Source organism: Ferrovibrio sp., from assembly GCF_046297895.1.
GTDB lineage: Bacteria > Pseudomonadota > Alphaproteobacteria > Ferrovibrionales > Ferrovibrionaceae > Ferrovibrio.
The window spans coordinates 78,191-97,442 of record NZ_JBKBHC010000002.1; the positions used below are offsets into that span (position 1 = coordinate 78,191).

Here is a 19,252-nt window from a genome sequence, read left to right on the forward strand (position 1 = left end):
GCCTGGCGCCAGTATACCGCCAACCGGGCGGGGGACGGCAATACGGCCGCTTGCCGGCAAAAAAGAAAACCCCGGCGGATCGCTCCGCCGGGGTTCCATCTTCGGTAGAGATACGCGCCTTACTGGGCGGCGTCTTCGTCCTTCTTCTTGCGCATGGCGGCACCCAGGATGTCGCCGAGCGAGGCGCCCGAGTCGGTGGAGCCGTACTGCTCCATCGCCTTGCGGTCCTCTTCCATTTCCAGCGCCTTGACCGACAGGGTCAGCTTGCGGGCCTTGCCGTCGATGGTGACGATCTTGGCATCCAGCTTGTCGCCGACCGAGAAGCGGTCTGGACGCTGCTCGTCGCGGTCGCGGCTCAGTTCGGCCTTGCGGATATAGCCCTGCACGCCGTCGCCGACGGTGACGGTGATACCGCGCGGATCAACGGCCGCCACGGTGCAGGTGACCACGCCGCCCTTCTTCAGGTCGCCAAGCGACTGGAAGGGATCGTTGCCAAGCTGCTTGATGCCGAGCGAGATGCGCTCCTTCTCGACGTCGATGTCGAGAACCTGCGCCTTCACCACCTGGCTCTTCTGGTATTCGCCGATGACCTGCTCGCCCGGCTTGTTCCAGTCGAGATCCGACAGGTGCACCATGCCGTCGACACCGCCATCGAGACCGATGAACAGGCCGAATTCGGTGATGTTCTTGATCTCGCCCTCGATGGTCGAACCGACCGGATGCTTCTCGGCGAAGGCATCCCACGGATTCGACATGCACTGCTTCAGGCCCAGGCTGATGCGGCGCTTGGCCGGATCGACCTCGAGCACCATCACTTCGACTTCCTGCGAGGTCGAGACGATCTTGCCCGGATGGACGTTCTTCTTGGTCCAGCTCATCTCGGAGACGTGCACCAGACCCTCGACGCCCGGCTCCAGCTCCACGAAGGCGCCGTAGTCGGTGATGTTGGTGACGCGGCCCATGAAGCGCGCGGTGACCGGGTACTTGGACTTCACGCCCTCCCACGGATCGGCCTCGAGCTGCTTCATGCCGAGGCTGATGCGCTGGGTTTCCGGGTTCACGCGGATGACCTGCACCTTCACGGTCTGGCCGATGGAGAGAACCTCCGAGGGATGGTTCACGCGGCGCCAGGCGATATCGGTGACGTGCAGCAGGCCGTCGACGCCGCCCAGGTCAACGAACGCACCGTAATCGGTGATGTTCTTGACCACGCCGTCGAGGATCTGGCCTTCCTTGAGGTTGGAGACCAGCTCGCTGCGGGCTTCGGCGCGGCTTTCCTCCAGCACGGCGCGGCGCGACACGACGATGTTGCCGCGGCGGCGATCCATCTTGAGGATCTGGAACGGGGTGGGCTGGCCCATGAGCGGGCCGATATCGCGCACCGGGCGCACATCGACCTGGCTGCCCGGCAGGAAGGCGACGGCACCCGACAGGTCGACGGTGAAACCGCCCTTGACCTTGCCGAAGATCACGCCTTCGACGCGCTGGTTGGCGTTGAAGCTCTGCTCCAGCTTCTCCCAGGCTTCTTCGCGGCGGGCCTTGTCGCGGCTGATCACCGCTTCGCCCATGGCATTCTCGATCCGGTCGAGGAACACCTCGACCACGTCGCCGATCTTGATCTCGGCGGAACGGCCCGGACCGGCAAATTCCTTCAGAGGGACGCGGCCCTCGCACTTCAGGCCCACATCGATGAGGGCGAAATCGTTTTCGACGCCGACAACGATGCCCTTGACCACCGAGCCTTCCATCGCAGACGAGCTGGTGAAGGACTCTTCGAGCAGGGTCGCAAAATTCTCGTTATCCGCGGAATAGGTTTCCGCAGCCTGAGCTGCACTACGCTTAGCCATATTTTCTCCTAGACGCCCCTGTATGTTGGGCCTGCCGGGGTGCTGATCAAAAAGGCACCGCCGCGGGGCAAGCAGGCATCCGGCGCCGACGCAAGCGAACCGGGTGGGTTGAGTGGGCCGCCTGAAGCGGGCGTCAGCGCTTCAGGATTGCCGCGACGGCCTCGGCAGCCGCAGCAACGGCGGCTTCTATAGCCAAATCCGAGGTGTCCAGCAAGTGGGCATCGGCGGCGGGCTTGAGTGGCGCGGCGGCACGGGCCTGATCCTGGGCGTCGCGCTGGCGCAGATCGGCCAGCACCCGCTCAAAACTGACATTTTCGCCCTTATCCACCAATTCCCTGTAGCGCCGCTCGGCCCGCACCTCGTCGCGGGCGGTGACGAACAGCTTCACGGGGGCATCCGGGCAGACCACGGTGCCGATATCGCGGCCATCCAGTACGGCGCCGGCCTTACCATGGGGCGGCTGGTGGGCGAAACGGCGCTGGAATTCCAGCAGGGCGGCACGCACACCGGGGATGGCCGCCACCTTCGAGGCCGCCAGCCCGACCACCTCGCTGCGCAGTTCCGGGGCGGCGCGATCCGATTCATCCAGCGATTCCGCAGCCTTGGTGGCAATCACCGGATCGGCCGGATCGCCGCCCTGGCGCAGCACTTTCGCCCCCACGGCGCGATAGAGGGCACCGGTATCGAGATAAGCGTAGCCGAACCGCTCGGCCAGCCGGCGCGCCAGGGTGCCCTTGCCGGCGGCAACCGGGCCATCCACGGCAATGACGACCGATTTCAAGGAACCCGGGTTGCGCGGCGTTTTTTCAGGCATGTTCATGCCTCTTGGTAAACTGCCCGCGCCGCGTGAAACAAGGGTCGCCCGGACAATTCTGGCAGCCGTCGGCTGCGCGTTCAGAACAACAAGGCAACAGGAAATCGGGCTATTCCCAGCGCTTCAGGATGGCCGCCAGCGTGCCGTCGCGCCGCATGGCGGCCAGCGCCCCGGCCAGCCGTTCGGCGCGATCGGGCCTGGTTCTCGGCACGGCGATGTAGCGCGGCACCTCAGCCAGCGGCGGAGCGAGCACATGCAGCCGCACGCCCTCGCGCCGGGCGAAGAATGTAAGCGTCTCGCGGTCGCCGACGATCAGATCGACGCGACGCGCGGCGAGCATGCGCACGAGCTGGCTGTTATCGCCGGCGGCGGCCTCCTTCGTCAGGCCGAGGGCGGTGTCGAACGCCTCGCCATAGGTGTAGCCACGGATCGTGCCGATGCGATAACCGCGCAGGTCGGACAATTCGTTCCAGCGCAGGTCGCTGTCTGGCCGTCCCGCGAAGACGGTCTGACCCGTACGAAAAGGCCCGACCATGAAATATTTCTCGAAGCGGTCGGGCCGACCGACGAACTGGAAGGCGGCATCCACCTCGCCGCGTTCAAGCAGATCCTGCACCCGCACCCAGGGCTGGGGATCGATCTGGGGCACGGCGCCGGCGCGCCGCACCAGCGCATCGATGATCTCGGCATCCAGGCCGGCCACGCGTCCCTGTTCGATGAAATTGTAGGGCGGGAAATTCTCATCGCAGGCAATGCGCCAAACCTGCGCTGCCGCCGGGCTGGCCAGAAGCAGCGCGATCAGAATCAGCACAAGCCTGCGCATCGAGACATCGCGTTCCGCGTGATGGAGACGACACTTCACCCGGTTGCGGTGCAGCATGCAAGTAAATCCTGCACGCGACGAAATGTTTTCAAGCCGATACGGAGCGCTTCTCATTTGCCAGCGTATCGGTGTCCGGCTACGCCTGTGCCCATGGAGTGGGCATGGATACCGATCACGATCTGGGCCGCTTTCTGCCAGACCATCCGCACCGGCCTGCAGAAGCAGCTGAAAGGCCGCCTGAGCACCAATGGGGCCAGCTTCACCCGTTTCGCCTACGGCCTGCCGCTGGCTGCCGCCTATCTGGGCGCCACTATCTGGGCCACCGGCAAGGCCATGCCGGCAGGCCATGCCGAATTCTATCTATGGACCACGCTTGGCGCCGTGGCGCAGATCCTGGCCACCAACCTGCTGATCCTGGCGCTGACCATGCGCAATTTCGTGGTGGCTACCGCCTATTCCAAGACCGAGGCCCTGCAGGCGGCCGCCTTCGGCATGCTGATTCTGGCCGAGCCGGTATCTCCGGGCGGCGTGGCCGCCATCGTGATCGGTACGCTGGGCGTGCTGCTGATCTCGCTGAAGGGCAGCGACAACCCGACAAGGGCCTTCCTGCTGGGCTGGACCGAACGTTCGGCGCTGATCGGCATCGGCTCGGGCGCGCTATTCGCTGTCTCGGCCATCGGCTTCCGCGCCGCCTCGCTGTCGCTGGGCGAAGACTTCCTGCCGCTGGCCGCGGCAACAACCCTGGTGCATGCCATCCTGCTGCAGATCGCATTGATGATGGGCTACCTCGCCTGGCGCGAGCCGGGCGAACTGCGCCGCGTGGCGCAGGCCTGGCGGCCGGGCCTGATCGTAGGCATGGCCTCGGCTGCCGGCTCGGCCGGATGGTTCACCGCCATGGCCCTGCAGGTGGCGGCCTATGTGCGCATGCTGGGCATGACCGAAATGGTCTTCACCTTCCTGATGTCGTATCTGGTGTTCCGCGAACGGCCGACGCGCAGCGAGATCCTTGGCGTGATCGTCCTGCTGGCAGGCATCCTGCTCGGCCTCGCCGTGCGGAAATGAAAACGGGCGGCAGGTTGCCCCGCCGCCCGTTGACCGGATTCAAGACTGGCGTCGTTACGCCACGATGAACTTGATCAGGAAGACCAGGGAAACGACCGCCATCACCGGATGGACGTCCTTGACGCGGCCGGTGCAGGCCTTCAGCACGACATAGGTGATGAAACCCAGACCGATGCCGGTGGCGATCGAGAAGGTGAAGGGCATCATCACCGCGGTAACCACGCCCGGCAGATATTCGGTGATGTCCTCCCAGTCGATGCGGGCGAGGCTGCTGGCCATCACGCAGGCCACGAAGATCAGGGCCGGCGCGGTGGCATAGACGGGGATCGAGCCGGCGAGCGGCGCGAAAAACAAGGCCAGCAGGAACAGGATCGCCACCACCACGGCGGTGAGCCCGGTGCGGCCGCCGACGCGAATGCCGGCCGCCGACTCGATATAGCTGGTGGTGGTGGAGGTGCCGAGCGCCGCGCCGGCGATGGTTGCCGTGGAATCGGCGACCAGCGCACGGCCCAGACGCTTGAGCTTGCCCTCCGAGTCCATCAGGCCGGCGCGCGGCGCGACCGCCACCAGCGTGCCGGCGGTGTCGAACAGGTCGACCATCAGGAAGGCGAAGACGATGGTGAGCAGGCCGAGCGACAGCGCGCCACCAACATCCATCTGCAGGAAGGTGGGAGCAAGACTGGGCGGCGCCGAGACGATGCCGCCGAAGGGCGACAGGCCCAGCGCGATGCCAAGCACGGTGACGCCCAGGATCGAGATCATGATCGCACCCGGCACCTTGCGGTAATCGAGAACGGCGATGATGAAGAACCCGAGGATCGCCATGCCGACCGCCGGGCTCATCAGCTTGCCCAGCCCGACCAGGGTGGCGGCGTGATCGACGACGATGCCGGCGTTCTTCAGGCCGATCAGCCCGAGGAAGAGGCCGATGCCGGCGCCGATGGCATATTTCTGCGACATCGGGATCGAGTTGATGATCTTTTCGCGCACCGGCAGCAGGGACAGGATCAGGAACAGGATGCCCGACACGAAGACCGCGCCGAGCGCGACCTGCCAGGTATGGCCCATGCCCAGCACCACGCCATAGGTGAAATAGGCGTTCAGCCCCATGCCGGGAGCCAGCGCGACCGGATAATTCGCGTACAGGCCCATGATCGCTGTGCCGATCGCCGCCGCCAGGCAGGTGGCGACAAAGGCCGCACCCTTGTCTATGCCGGCATCGCCCAGGATCGCCGGATTGACGAAGATGATATAGGCCATGGTAAGGAAGGTGGTGACGCCGGCCAGCACCTCGGTGCGGACGGTGGTGCCGTTTTCGGCAAGCTTGAAATACCGATCAAGCATTTGTGTGATCCCCCTCGTCGTCGCCCGGCCGCCCATGCCCCCCGGCATGCCGTTGCGGTCGAGTCGCTGCATTCGACTTTAGTATGAAACTTTCTTCCGGCCTACCCGTTCGTTAACAACAGACCGACCGATGACCCTTCCCCAGATCGAAATACTGGCCCTGCTTGCGGTGACCCTGGCGCTGTTCGTCTGGGGGCGCTGGCGGCACGACGTGGTGGCGCTGGCCGTGCTGTTCATCGCGGTGGCCGTCGGCCTGGTGAAACCGGAATCGGCCTTCGCCGGTTTTGGCCACCCGGCCGTGATCACGGTGGCATCCGCGCTGGTGATCAGCCGGGCCATTGCCGGCACCGGCGTGCTGGATGCCGCCGCCACCTGGCTGGCTGGCAGGGCGCGGAATCCGACCCTGCTGCTGCTCCTGCTTTGCCTGCCGGCGGCCTTCGCCTCGGCGGTGATGAACAACGTGGCGGCGCTGGCGCTGATCATGCCGGCCGCGATCGCCGCCTGCCAGGCCGCCGGGCGCTCGCCCAGCCTGGCGCTGATGCCGCTGTCCTATGCCACCGTGCTGGGCGGCGTGATCACGCTGATCGGCACGCCGCCGAACGTGATCGTCTCTGGCGTGCGCGCCGACAAGCTGGGGGAAGGTTTCGGCCTGCTGGATTTCGCGCCCATCGGCATTCCCGTCACCCTGGCCGGCGTGGCTTTCATCGCGCTGGTCGGCTGGCGCATCGTGCCGCAGCGCGTGGCGGCCGGCCGCGACGATCATGGCGGCGTGCAGGAATACCTGCTGGAAGCCACGGTGGAGAAGGATTCCACCCTGATCGGCAAGCTGCTCGGCGACGTGTTCGGCATGGTGGAAGAATACGATGCCGCCCTGCTCGGCCTGAAGCGCGGGAGCGTGCAGATACCCGGCGCCGCGCAATGGACGCCGGTACGCGAAGGCGATGCATTGCTGATCGAGGCCGCACCCGAGAAAGCCGGTGCGATGCTGAAGCCATTGGGCCTGGCGCTGGTCAAGCCCGGCAAGGATGTACAGCCCGAAAACAAAGCCAGCGACCTGCATATCGCAGAGGCGGTGGTGCGGCCTTATGGCAGCATCATCGACCTGACGCCCGCCGAGTTGCGTCTGCGCCAGCGCCATGCCGTGAACCTGCTGGGGGTGGCGCGCGAGGGCAGCAGCCGGTTCGGCGGACTGAAGGACTGGCGTTTCCATGCCGGCGACGTGCTGCTGCTGCAGGGCGAGGCCGACCGCGTGAACGAGGCCATCGGCGCGCTGGGCCTGCTGCCGCTGGCGCAGCGCGACCTGCCCCTGCGCCGGCCGGGCAATCTGTTGCTGACGCTCGGCATTCCTCTGGCCGGTCTGCTGGCGCTGATCCTCGAACTGGCGCCGGCCGCAATCTGCCTCGGCGCCGCGGCAACCCTGCTGCTGGTCACCAGGCGCCTGAACCTGCGCGAGGCCTATCAGTCGGTGGATGCGTCGGTGCTGGTGATGCTGGCGGCCCTGATGCCGGTGGGCGATGCCTTCGACAGCACCGGCACGACCGGCCTGCTGGCGAAGCTGCTGGTCGATCTGTCGGGCGAGATCGCACCGATCTGGCTGCTCGGCCTGACGTTGCTGCTGACCATGTGGGTATCCGACATGGTCAACAATGCCGCCACCGCCCTGCTGATGGCGCCGCTGAGCATCGACATCGCCAGACAGATCGACGTGAATCCCGACGCCTTCCTGATGGCGGTGGTGGTCGGCGCGTCCTGCGCCTTCCTTTCCCCCATCGGGCACCAGAACAACCTGCTGGTGATGGGGCCGGGCGGCTATCGGTTCGGCGATTACTGGCGGCTCGGTCTGCCGCTGCAGGTGGTGGTGTTCGTCACCAGCATGCTGGTGCTGCCGATCTTCTGGCCGCTCTAAATATACTGCTCGACCCAGCGTGTGAGCTGCGGCAGCGGCATGGCGCCGGCGATGCGCGCGATCTCGCGCCCGCCGCGAAACAGCGCCAGCGTGGGGATCGAGCGGATGTTGTAACGTGCCGCCAAGCCCTGCTCGGCTTCGGTATCCAGCTTGCCCACACGCAGGCGCGGCTCGAAGGCGGCGGCGGCCTCGTCGATCACCGGCGCCATCATGCGGCAGGGCCCGCACCAGGCCGCCCAGAAATCCACCAGCAGCGGCAGGTCGGCCGAACCGGCATGGCGCTCGAAATTCGCCGCGGTGAGCGCGAGCGGCCGGCCGGCAAACAGCGGCTGGCTACATTTGCCGCATTTGCCATGGTCGGTCAGGCGCTCTGCCGCCAACCGATTGACGGTATTGCAGTGCGGACAGGGAATAAGGACCTGATTCGACATACGGAAATCCTCGGCTGGGGACCCGGCGCGCCGCCGGCGGCTTTTCCTGTATGTGTTAGCAGATCCTAAAATAACAAGAGGTGCGGCATCGTGGGCCAAATCATCCCTATCGCTGGCACCGGGCTTGTGGAATCCTCTCTGCCAGAGGGTTGAGTGCCGCGTTCCCGAGGACCGGCAGCAGAACCGGTCCCATCACAGTCGCAGCCGCCAGACTTGGCGCGTCATCGCACGCCGCCAGTCAATTCGGAGCCAGACAGGGAGACCGTCATGCCGAATGCATCCTCCTCTTCCCATCCCAGGGTCGCCGCCCCCAGAGTCGCCGCATTGGTCGGTCCATATACGGCCGGCAAGACCACCCTGCTGGAAGCCCTGCTGTTCGCCGCCGGCGCGATCCAGCGCAAGGGCTCGGTGGCGGCCGGCACCAGCGTGGGCGATGCTTCCGCCGAGGCGCGCAGCCGCCAGATGACGGTGGAGCCGAACCTGGCGCATTGCGAGTTCCTTGGCGAACCCTGGGTTCTGCTCGACTGCCCCGGTTCGGTGGAACTGGCGCAGGAAACCTTCAGCACGCTGATGGTGGCCGATATTGCCATCGTGGTGGTGGAGCCCGATCCGGCCCGCGCGGTGACGCTGGCGCCCTTGCTGAAATTCCTCGACGCCCGGCGCATTCCGCATCTGCTGTTCGTCAACAAACTGGACCGGACCAATACCCGCATGCGCGACCTGCTGGCGGCCCTGCAGCAGGTTTCCGGCCGGCCGCTGGTGCTGCGCGAGGTGCCGATCCGCGAGAATGACGCGATTACCGGCTATGTCGATCTGGTGTCGGAGCGCGCCTATCGCTATGGCGAGCACAAGCCTTCCGACCTGATCGAAATGCCGGCCGACATACGCCCGCGCGAAAACGAGGCGCGCCAGCAGTTGCTGGAAACGATCGCCGATTTCGACGATGCCCTGCTGGAGCAGTTGCTGGAGGACCGCGTCCCGGCGCCGAAGGACATTTACGCCCTGCTGCGCAAGGACGTCGCCAACGATCTGATCGTGCCGGTCTTCTTCGGTTCGGCCGAACGCGACAACGGCGTGCTGCGCCTGTGGAAGGCCTTGCGCCACGAGACACCCCATCATGACGCCACCGCCACGCGGCTGGACGTGAATTCCGATGGCGGGGCCTTGAGTGCGACCGTGTTCAAGACCCTGCATCAGAGCCATACCGGCAAGCTGAGCCTGGCACGCATCTGGCACGGCGGCATCGCCGAGAATGCCATGCTGGGCAGCAAGCGGCTGGGCGGGCTGTACCGCGTGATGGGCAATCATGTCGAAAAGACCGCGCAGGCGCAGGCCGGCGACATCGTGGGGCTGGGCAAGCTGGACGACATCGCGACGGGCCAGACCCTGAATGCCGAAGGCCAAGGCCGCGCCATCGTCGATTGGCCGGAACCGGCGCAGCCGGTCCACGCCATCGCGCTCCATACCAGCGAGCGCAAGGACGAGGTGAAACTGACCGCCGCGCTGGCCAGGCTGCGGGAGGAGGATCCCAGCCTGGTGATCGAACAGACGGCGGGACAGCTGCTGCTGAGAGGCCAGGGCGAAATCCACCTGAAACTCAGCCTCGACAAGCTGCGGCAGCGTTTCAATGTCGGCGTACATGGCAGCGCGCCGCTCACCGCCTACAAGGAGACGATCCGCCACGGCTCGCACCAGCATGCCCGCTTCAAGCGGCAATCCGGTGGCCATGGCCAGTTCGCCGACATCAAGGTGGAGATCGCGCCGCAGCCGCGCGGCGCCGGCTATGCTTTCGTCAACCGCATTGTCGGCGGGGCGATACCGAAGAACTTTATCCCCGCCGTGGATGACGGCATCCGGGAAGCGCTGCAGCGCGGGCCGCTCGGTTTTCCCGTGGTGGATGTTGCGGTGACGCTGACCGATGGACAATACCATTCGGTGGATTCCTCCGATCAGGCCTTCCGCACCGCCGGTGGGTTGGCGATGGCCGAAGGCCTGCCGAAATGCGCTCCCGTGCTGCTGGAACCGATTCAGTCGGTCACCTTTACCGTGCCGAACGAATACACGGCGAAGGTGCATGCCATCGTGTCATCGCGGCGCGGGCAGATCCTTGGCATCACGGCGCGCGAGGACTGGCCGGGCTGGGACCAGATCGACTGCTACATGCCCGAAGCCGAGATGCACGATCTGGCCGTCGAGCTGCGCTCGATGACGCTGGGCGTCGGCGGCTTCACCGCGCGCTTCGACCATCTGCAGGAACTGGCAGGCAAGCTGGCCGACCGCGTGGTGGAGGATCGCCGCCGGGCGCTGGCGGCCTAGCCACCTAGCGGCGCACGTCTCAGCCCACCGGCACCGTGGCCTTCACCGAAGGCCGCTCGAAGAAACGCGCCGCCCAGGCCGCGGTCTGCGGATATTTCTGCCGCCAGTTCATGTCGCCGAAACGAAAATCGAGATAGCCCAGCGCGCAGGCGATCGAAACGGTGCCGATATCGACGCGGTCGCCGAACGACGGCGCGAGCTTCTCGATCTCGGCCATGGCGCCAAGCACCTTCTTCATCTGGCCATCGGCCCAGTCGGACCAGCGCTTGTCTTCCGGCCGCAGGAAGCCTTCGTAGCGCACCAGCAGGGCGGCATCGAGCAGGCCGTCGCCCAGCGCCTGCTGGCGCAGCACGGCCCAGCGCGAGGCATCGGCCGGGAAAAATTTCTTCCCCGCATGCAACGTGTCGAGATATTCGCAGATCACGCGGCTGTCGAAGAGATGCAGGCCGTCATCAGCCACCAGCGTGGGCACCTTCGCGATCGGATTGGCTCTGGCCACATCCGGGTTCTGCGCTATCGGCGTGGTGGCGGCCGGAATACGCTCGATCTTCGCATCCAGTCCGGTCTCCAGCGCCATGATGACCACTTTGCGCACATAGGGCGAGGTGGGGGAATAATAGAGTTTCATGGGGTTTCCTCGTTGACGATGGCCAAAAGACTAGCGGCCGGGCGCCAACGGCGCCATGCGGACAATTGCGACATTGAGGGAAAAGAAAAAGAGCGCCGGCAGTGCCCGGGGAGTCCCGGCACGGCCGGCGCAAGTGTCCGTCTCGCCACCCGGCCGAGGGAGATCCAGGGCCGGGGATACTCGCAGCCCGATGCGCCTCCGCATCGGATGCCGACGAATACAAAGCAGGTTTCATGCCAGCATCCACGCCCGGATTCCGGCCCGTTATAGCGTCTTTCGGCCGGTTCGATGCGCAAGAAGCGGGCGATGCCGCCGGCACCTGCCCACCCGCAAGGCAGATCGCCGCGCGCCCGGCCGCCCGTAACCGGATCAGGCCAGCAGCGCGGCGAAAAGCAGGCTGCCGGCTGCCGCCAGTGTCAGCGGCGGGCGCAGCCGTACATACCAGAACGGAGTCCAGCCGCGCAGGCCGGCCCAGAAATCGAAGCCCAGCAGCAGCACGAAACCGGCGGCCAGATACAGCCATCCGGTTTCCGCCGGCAGCCACAAAGCCGGCCAGGCATACAGCGCGGGCACCACGCTGGCGGCATACTGGTGCGGGCGATGGTGGCGCATCGCCAGACCCCAATGCACGCCGCCCATGAAGCTCAGGATCGCGATCCCATAGCCGGTGAGCAGGGTTTCGGCCACGAAGTTGCCGGGCACGGGCGCGAAGCGGACCGCCAGGGCCAGGGCGATGAAGGGCAAAGCGCCGGCGGCGCCGAGCCATAGCGCGGGGGACGGAATCCGTTCACGCATGGCCAGCCTGGGGGGCCTGGCGCTCGGCGGCTTCCATGGCGCGCAGCGCCGCGGCGTGCAATTGCGTCGCCAGCCGCTGGGTGACCGGCAGCGGAGCATGGATCATGGCCGTGCGGATCGCGCTGGCCATGCTGAGCGCCTGCAGCACATCGCCGTTGCTGGTCTCGCCCAGCACCGCGATCTCGCGGTCCAGCGTTTCCAGGATGGCGGTGAGCAACTGGGCTACGCGCATGGGAGACCCGGTTTCGGCATGCAGTGGAAAGCTGATCTCGAAAACGTCGCCGCTGCTGGTGCGGGCGGTGTAGGGCAGATGGGTGGCCATGGCATTCCTCGGAAAACGATGGAAAGAAGATGGCACGCGCCGGCGTTTCGGCCAGGGCATCAGCCTAGCGGCAGCAATTCGACAGCAACGCCGACGCGATGCGGCCCGCCGCCCAGCACCACGCCGCGCACCGGACTGATATCGCCGTAATCGCGGCCAACGGCGGCGGTCACATGTTCGTCGGAGCAGATCAGGTTGTTGGTCGGGTCGAGGTCGACCCAGCCATGGTCAGGCCCGCACCAGACGGAAATCCAGGCATGGCTCGCATCGGCCCCGCGCAGCCCGCCCTCTGCCTCATCGCCGGCCCTGAGCGTGCGGATGTAGCCCGAGACATAGCGCGCGGCCAGGCCCAGGCCGCGCAACATGGCGATCTGCAGATGGGCGAAATCCTGGCAGACGCCGGCGCGCTTCTGCATCACCGCCGCGACCGGCGTGAAGATTTCGGTGGCGGCGGGATCGTAGCGGAAATCGCGATAGATGCGATCGGTGAGGTCGGTCACCGCTTCCAGGATCGGGCGGGCGGGCGGGAAGCTGGCCTGGGCATAGGCCAGTGCCTCGTCGCTGGCCTGGGCCATCGGGGAATCATGCACGAATTCGCTTTCGCGCACCGGTTCGGGGAAGCCATCGCCACACAGCATCTCGCGCACGGCCTCCCAGGCCGGCGTGGCTTTCGCATCGGGCGGCTGCCAGGGATCGACCTCGACTTCGGCCCGCAGCTCCACATCGAAGCGGGTATGCGGCGCATCAATGGTGAGATTGGCGACGCGGTTGCCGAAATGGTCGATCTGCGCCGCGATCCGGCCCGCATTGGGATTGGTGGTGACGATGCAGGACTTCACCCGCTGGCGCGGCAATTCCGGCAGCGACAGATGCAGCAGGTGATGCGAAATGTCGACCGCCCAGGAATAGCTGTAGGAGGTGGTATGGCGCAGCCGGTATTTCATTGCGACCCCATCATGAGCCGAACCCGAAGGCGCGCGCCACCTGCACATGGCTGAAGTAGCTGCGCGAGAGCTGGTCCGATACATCCATCAATGCGTCGCAGGCGGCATCCAAACTGCCGCGCAGGCGCGTGCTGAGCTGGATCATGTCCTCGCGCGGAATTTCATCCCGATCGAACAGCGCGACCAGATCGGCGAACGGCTTGGCCAGCGCCAGGCAATCGGCGCCTCGCGGCGGTGCGTCGGGATTGGGCAAGGCATCGAGATGCTGCGCCATGGTCTGCAACTGGAATGCCAGGGCATGGGGATTGCTGCCGTCCAGCAGCAGAAGGTCGAACACCGCCGCGGCCTGCAGGGCGGCGCGGTAGCGACGGCGGTAGGTGAGTGTGGAATCGCTGACCTCCAGCGCGACACGGAATGCGGATTCGCTGTTCTGGCCCAGCACGGTGGTGGCGGCGGAGACGCTGCGGGTGATGAAGATGCCGCGTTCCAGCCGGCGGCCGAAATCGAGAAAGCGCCAGCCCGAGCCGCGCGTCATATGCTCGGCCAGCATGCCGGCGATCGCCGCCGTGGCGCGGATCATCTGGTCGCAGAATTCCAGCATGGCGTCGGCGTCGCCGGCCGCCGCAGGCTGGCTGATGCGCAATTCGCCCAGCAGATGATTGAGCATGCGCCACATATCCGCCGAGAAGCGGTGGCGCGACACGGCCGCCAGCCGCTCGATGCCGTCGACGGTCTGCCCCAGAAGCTGGCTGGGCGTGCAGGCGCGCGTGATGCTGCCCACGAACAAAGCCGAATCCGGCGACGCGGCAGCGGCTTTCTGGTCCAACAAACCACAGCGCACCATGGCGCGCGCCAGCACCGCCATCTCGACCATGTCGCGGGCCGAGGAGAAATCGCCGACCACACGCGACAGCACGGCGCGCAGCAGACGTGCGCCGCCGTCCATCCGCTCGACGCTGCGGCCAAGCCAGTAGAGGTCGTCGGCCACGCGGCTCTGCAGCGTGCCCGAGGAGCGGCGCAGCGCCAGCCGCTGGCGCGTTGCCGCGCCACGGATCACGGTGGGGCCCTGATCCTTCGCCACCACCCAGACATCCTTGTTGATGCCGCCCCGCTGCAATGTGGCGGCAAAAGGATCGTTGCTGCTGGGCACGCGGGCGAGCCCGCCCGGCATCACCACGTAATCCTCGCCATCGGCCACCACCTGCACGCGGAGCAGGATGGGCTGCGGCTCCAGTCCCTTCTCGCCCAGGCCGGGCGAGACGGACGGCATGATGCGCTCCTGCGCCACGTAGTCGCCGGGGCGCGCCTTGATCTGCGCCAGGAAACTGGCACGCTCGGTCTCGGGCAGACTGGCAACCACCACGGGGCGGTCATTCAGGCCGTGGGCGCTGCGCACCACCAGATCGTCGAAACGCGCCTCCACTTCCTTCAGCGCATAGGCCTGGCCGCACCACCAGGAGGCAATCGATGGCAGCGCCAAGCCATCGCCCAGCAGATGCTCGCTCAGGCCGGGAAGGAAGGCCTGCAGGGCCGGAGCGCCGGCCAGGCCGCTGCCGACGGCATTGCTGACATAGACCTGATCATCGCGCACGGCCTGCATCAGGCCAACCACGCCCAATGTTGAATCGGCGCGCAGCTCCAGGGGGTCACACCATTCGCCATCCAGCCGGCGCAGGATCACATCGACCGGTTCCAGCCCGGCCAGCGTCTTGATGAATATGCGGCCATCCCGCATGGTGAGGTCGGCGCCTTCCACCAGCGTGGCGCCCAGTTCGCGCGCCAGATAGATATGCTCGAAATAGGCCTCGTTGTAGGGACCGGGCGTGAGCAGCACGACGCGGGGGTTGTCCGACTGCTGCGGCGCGCGGGCGGCCAGATCGGCCTGCCAGTATTCGAAATAGGCATTCAGCGGCCGCACCCGGCATTGCCGCAAAGCCTGACCAAGCAGGCGCGACATCACGCGGCGGTTCTGCAAGGCATAGCCGGCGCCGGCCGGCGCCTGCGTGCGGTCGGCGATCACGCGCCAGATGCCATCGGGTCCGCGCACCAGTTCGGCGGCGTAATGCTGCAGCATCCTGCCCTGCGCCTTGCCATCGGTACGGCGCGCGGCGCGCAGGAAATCGCGGTGGCCATAGACCAATGCCGGCGGCAGGCGATGCTGCAGCAAAAGCTGCATCGGCCCGTAGAGATCGCGCAGCAGGGCATCGAGCAGGCGGGCGCGCTGGATCAGGCCGGCTTCGATGCCGGCCCATTCCTCTGCCGAGAGCAGCACCGGCACCGGATCAAGGCGCCAGGGCCGCTGTTCCGGCAGAGGCGGCGCGATGGCCGCGCCGCTGGGCCCCGGGCTGCCCGGCAGTTCATACAGATTGTAGGTGACGCCCTCGTCTTCCAGATACTGGCGGCCGCGTTCGGCGCGCTCGGCCAGGCCGGCGGCGCCGAGTTCGCTCAACGTCGCCAGCAGCGGCTGCCAGTGCGCACGGATCACGCCCTGGCCGGTGACCATCTCGTCATAGGCTTCCCCCGGCGCGGGCGAGGCCGGCGTCGCGGTGGGGGAAAGCTTGGCCTGCAGGGGCGAATTCATCATCCCGTCCGAATCGGACGCGAGTTTACCCGGTTCGCAGATCGAGGGTAAGCGGCTGTTCGCGCGGCAGCCCCAGCGGCGGCGGTGGCATCGGGCCAGGCGTATGGCCGATGGCGAAGAAGCGCGCACGCCGGCGTGCCTCGGCCTCGTTGCCGTTCACCGGGAAGGTGTCGTAGTTGCGCCCGCCGGGATGAGCCACATGGTAGCTGCAGCCACCGAGCGAGCGGCCATTCCAGCCGTCGAACAGGTCGAAGGTCAGCGGCGTATGCACGCCGATGGTGGGGTGCATGGCGCTGGGCGGTGCCCAGGCCTTGTAGCGCAGACCGGCGACGTATTCGCCCGGCACCCCGGTGGCGCGCAGGGGGAGCGCGCGGCCATTCACCGCCACCACATGCCGGTCATCGATCAGGCCCTTCACCTTCACCTGCATGCGCTCGACGGATGAATCGACGAACCGCACCGTGCCGCCGCCGGCCACCTCCTCGCCCAGCACATGCCAGGGCTCCAGCGCATGGCGCAGTTCCAGTTCGATGCCGCGGGCCGCAATCCCGCCGATCTTCGGAAAGCGGAATTCGGCATGGGCGGCAAACCATTCGGGATCGAAGGCAAGGCCGCGCTCGTTCAGGTCTTCCAGCACGTCGTTGAAATCCTGCAGGCAGAAATGCGGCAGCAGGAATTCGTCATGCAGGCGCGTGCCCCAGCGCACCGGCCTGCGCGCATAGGGGCGATCCCAGAAGGCGGCGATCAGGCCGCGCAGCAGCAACTGCTGCGCCAGGCTCATGCGCGCGTCCGGCGGCATCTCGAAGGCGCGCAATTCGACCAAGCCAAGCCGGCCGGTGGGGCCGTCGGGCGAATAGAGCTTGTCGATGCAGAATTCGGTGCGATGGGTATTGCCGGTGATGTCGACCAGCACGTTGCGGAAGATGCGGTCGACCAGCCATAGCGGCGGGTTCGGATTTTTCGCCACCTGCTCGAAGGCAATTTCCAGATTGATCAGCGCATCGTCGCGGCCCTCGTCCACGCGCGGATGCTGCGAGGTCGGTCCGATGAAGAGGCCGGAGAACAGATAGGACAGCGAGGGATGGTTCTGCCAGTAGCCGACCAGACTGCGCAGCAGATCGGGCCGGCGCAGGAAGGGGCTGTCGGATGGCGTGGCGCCACCCATGACGACATGATTGCCGCCCCCGGTGCCGACATGGCGACCGTCGAGCATGAATTTCTCGGTGCCGAGCCGGGTCTGCCGCGCCTCGTCGTAGAGCACTGTTGTGCGTTCGGCCAGCTCGCTCCAGCTTGCCGAGGGATGGATGTTGACCTCGATCACGCCGGGATCGGGGGTGACGCTGAAATGCAGCAGCCGCGCATCGCGTGGCGGCAGATAACCCTCCACCACCACCTTGCGGCCCAGCATCGCCGCCGTGTCCTCGATGGCGGTGACGAGGTCGAGATAATCCTCGGCCTGCTCCAGGGGCGGCATGAAGACATGCAGCAGGCCGCCGCGCGGCTCGATGCACATGGCGGTGCGCACCACAGAGGCATCCGACTGCTGGTTGGCTGGCAAGGGCTGCTGCTGGCGCGGCAGCGTCGCGTAAGTCTGCCCGCGCGCCCAGGCCTGCATGCGGTCGGCGATGACATGATGCGCCTGGCGGAACCGCTCGTGCGGCGGCAGCGGCGGCTGGTCTGTCATGGTGTCGGGGGCATACTGATAGGGATAATCCGCCGCAACCACCCAAGGCAGGGAGTCGAGCGGCAGGCGAAATCCCATCGGAGAGTCGCCAGGCAGCAGATACATGGTCTGCGGCCGGAAGAGCCATGGTCCCGAGCGCCAGCGTTTCGATCCATTGAGGCCCTCGCGCTGCAGCGGCAGGGCATATCCCACCACCCTGTCGAGCCCCTGTTCGAAGATGCGCGCCAGCCGCGCGCGCTCTTCCGGGTCGTCCAGATGCGACTGGAACGGATCGACATTCACCGGCAGGCGGCGTTCGCGCCACAGATAATACCAAAGGTCTTCATAACCCGGGATGCGATAGGCCGGATCGAGCTGCAGCCGTTCGGCCAGCGCGGCGGCGAAGATGTCGGCATCCTGTGAGGTGGCGCCGTCGCCAGCGTCTTCGTCAGCCGCCAGCAACGCGCGGTCGCGCCAGACCGGCTCGCCGTCGCGACGCCAGTGACACGACAGCGCCCAGCGCGGCAGTTGCTCGCCCGGATACCATTTGCCCTGACCGTAATGCAGCAGCGGCGAGACCGCGAACCGATCCGCCAGACGACGCAGCAGCCGGCCGGCCAGCAGGCGCTTGTTCGGACCCAGCGCCGCCGTGTTCCACTCGGCGCCGTCCATGTCGTCGATGGAAACGAAGGTCGGCTCGCCGCCCATGGTCAACCGCACATCGCCGCCCTGCAGCCTGGCATCTACTGCATCGCCGAGGCTGAGCATCTTCTGCCAGTTCTCGTCCGAGATCGGCTTGGTGACGCGCGGCGTCTCATGGAAGCGCGTGACCTTCATCTCGTAGGAAAAATCCACCTCGGCCTTTTCCAGTGCGCCGCTGATCGGTGCCGCCGATTGCGGCTCGGGCGTGGCGGCAAGCGGGATATGGCCTTCGCCCGCCATCAGGCCCGAGGTGGGGTCCAGCCCGATCCAGCCCGCGCCGGGCAGATAGACCTCGACCCAGGCATGCAGGTCGGTGAAATCGGCGGCCGGACCTTCGGGTCCGTCCAGCGGCTTGATATCGGCCACGAGCTGGATCAGGTAGCCCGAGACGAAGCGCGTGGCAAAGCCCAGATGCCGCAGGGCCTGCACCAGCAGCCAGGATGTATCGCGGCAGGAACCGCTTTTGCGCTGCAGCGTTTCTTCCGCGCTCTGCACGCCCGGTTCCAGGCGGATGAGATATTTGATCTCCTCGCTCAGGCGCCGGTTGAGACCGACGAGGAAATCGACGGTCCGTGCCTTGTCGCGCGGCACGCTGGCCAGCCACTGACTGAGCAGGCGGCCGGGCGGATCGACGCGCTGGAACGGCGCCAGCTCCTGCTCCAGGCCCGGATCGTAGTCGAAGGGGAAATGCTCGGCGTCGGGTTCGAGGAAGAAATCGAAGGGGTTGATCACCGCCATGTCGGCGACCAGATCGACCACCACCTCGAACAGATCGGTGCGTTCGGGAAACACCAGCCGGGCGAGGTAATTGCCCTGCGGGTCCTGTTGCCAGTTGATGAAATGGTCCTTCGGCTGGATCTTCAGCGAGTAACTCAGGATCGGCGTACGGCTATGCGGGGCGGGGCGCAGGCGCACGGTCTGCGGCCCAAGACTGATCAGCCTGTCGTAACGATAGGTGGTGCGATGGTGCAGCGCGACCTGAATGCTCATGCTCGATCCCGGCGGTTTCCTACCGGCACGATGCAATCGGTATGCCGGCCTGCTGTCCAGCCTAAACCGCCGATGCGACAACCT

14 protein-coding genes are annotated in these 19,252 nt (G+C 66.4%); 3 read left to right on the forward strand and 11 right to left on the reverse strand.

Annotation, left to right across the window (positions count from 1 at the left end):
- Positions 1-119: 119 nt before the first annotated feature.
- From rpsA to ACK4FK_RS02950, 3 genes are all read right to left on the reverse strand, one after another.
- Entirely contained in the window at positions 120-1,847 is a 1,728-nt protein-coding gene (gene rpsA / locus ACK4FK_RS02940; RefSeq protein ID WP_409740876.1) for a 30S ribosomal protein S1, read from the reverse strand.
- 133 nt (positions 1,848-1,980) lie between these two features.
- On the reverse strand, positions 1,981-2,667 hold the full coding sequence (cmk, locus tag ACK4FK_RS02945; protein ID WP_409740879.1) for a (d)CMP kinase: 687 nt from the start codon (positions 2,665-2,667) through the stop codon (positions 1,981-1,983).
- A 103-nt stretch (positions 2,668-2,770) separates the two neighbouring features.
- Positions 2,771-3,541, reverse strand: a complete 771-nt coding sequence (locus ACK4FK_RS02950; protein WP_409740882.1) for a substrate-binding periplasmic protein — start codon at positions 3,539-3,541, stop codon at positions 2,771-2,773.
- 93 nt (positions 3,542-3,634) lie between these two features.
- On the opposite strand from ACK4FK_RS02950, the gene ACK4FK_RS02955 reads away from it, so the two are divergent.
- Entirely contained in the window at positions 3,635-4,546 is a 912-nt protein-coding gene (locus tag ACK4FK_RS02955) for an EamA family transporter (protein ID WP_409740885.1), read from the forward strand.
- Positions 4,547-4,600: 54 nt separating this feature from the next.
- On the opposite strand, the gene ACK4FK_RS02960 is transcribed toward ACK4FK_RS02955, so the two are convergent.
- The gene (locus tag ACK4FK_RS02960; protein WP_409740888.1) at positions 4,601-5,890 is read right to left on the reverse strand and encodes an NCS2 family permease; all 1,290 of its coding nucleotides are present in this window, start codon (positions 5,888-5,890) and stop codon (positions 4,601-4,603) included.
- 130 nt (positions 5,891-6,020) lie between these two features.
- Here ACK4FK_RS02960 and ACK4FK_RS02965 point away from each other — a divergent pair, with 130 nt between their 5' ends.
- Complete coding sequence (locus tag ACK4FK_RS02965; RefSeq protein WP_409740890.1) at positions 6,021-7,796, forward strand: SLC13 family permease; 1,776 nt, start codon at positions 6,021-6,023, stop codon at positions 7,794-7,796.
- On the opposite strand, the gene trxC is transcribed toward ACK4FK_RS02965, so the two are convergent.
- Entirely contained in the window at positions 7,793-8,227 is a 435-nt protein-coding gene (gene trxC, locus ACK4FK_RS02970) for a thioredoxin TrxC (RefSeq protein ID WP_409740893.1), read from the reverse strand. The two genes, ACK4FK_RS02965 and trxC, sit on opposite strands and share 4 nt — an antisense overlap.
- Positions 8,228-8,494: 267 nt before the next feature.
- On the opposite strand from trxC, the gene ACK4FK_RS02975 reads away from it, so the two are divergent.
- Entirely contained in the window at positions 8,495-10,543 is a 2,049-nt protein-coding gene (locus ACK4FK_RS02975; RefSeq protein WP_409740896.1) for an elongation factor G, read from the forward strand.
- Positions 10,544-10,562: 19 nt separating this feature from the next.
- Here the strand turns inward: ACK4FK_RS02975 and ACK4FK_RS02980 are convergent, their stop codons facing one another.
- The 6 genes from ACK4FK_RS02980 to ACK4FK_RS03005 all read right to left on the reverse strand — a co-directional run bounded on the left by ACK4FK_RS02980 (position 10,563) and on the right by ACK4FK_RS03005 (position 19,168).
- The gene (locus ACK4FK_RS02980) at positions 10,563-11,171 is read right to left on the reverse strand and encodes a glutathione S-transferase (RefSeq protein ID WP_409740899.1); all 609 of its coding nucleotides are present in this window, start codon (positions 11,169-11,171) and stop codon (positions 10,563-10,565) included.
- Positions 11,172-11,540: 369 nt separating this feature from the next.
- A complete protein-coding gene (locus tag ACK4FK_RS02985; protein WP_409740902.1) occupies positions 11,541-11,966 on the reverse strand; it encodes a DUF3429 domain-containing protein in 426 nt (141 codons plus the stop codon).
- The gene (locus ACK4FK_RS02990) at positions 11,959-12,288 is read right to left on the reverse strand and encodes a hypothetical protein (RefSeq protein ID WP_409740903.1); all 330 of its coding nucleotides are present in this window, start codon (positions 12,286-12,288) and stop codon (positions 11,959-11,961) included. The genes ACK4FK_RS02985 and ACK4FK_RS02990 overlap by 8 nt, the downstream gene beginning before the upstream one ends.
- Before the next feature lie 59 nt (positions 12,289-12,347).
- Complete coding sequence (locus tag ACK4FK_RS02995; protein WP_409740906.1) at positions 12,348-13,232, reverse strand: transglutaminase domain-containing protein; 885 nt, start codon at positions 13,230-13,232, stop codon at positions 12,348-12,350.
- A 10-nt stretch (positions 13,233-13,242) separates the two neighbouring features.
- Positions 13,243-15,816, reverse strand: a complete 2,574-nt coding sequence (locus ACK4FK_RS03000; RefSeq protein ID WP_409740908.1) for a circularly permuted type 2 ATP-grasp protein — start codon at positions 15,814-15,816, stop codon at positions 13,243-13,245.
- A 22-nt stretch (positions 15,817-15,838) separates the two neighbouring features.
- Positions 15,839-19,168, reverse strand: coding sequence for a DUF2126 domain-containing protein (locus tag ACK4FK_RS03005; protein WP_409740911.1), 3,330 nt, complete (start codon positions 19,166-19,168; stop codon positions 15,839-15,841).
- Between the last annotated feature and the right edge of the window lie 84 nt (positions 19,169-19,252).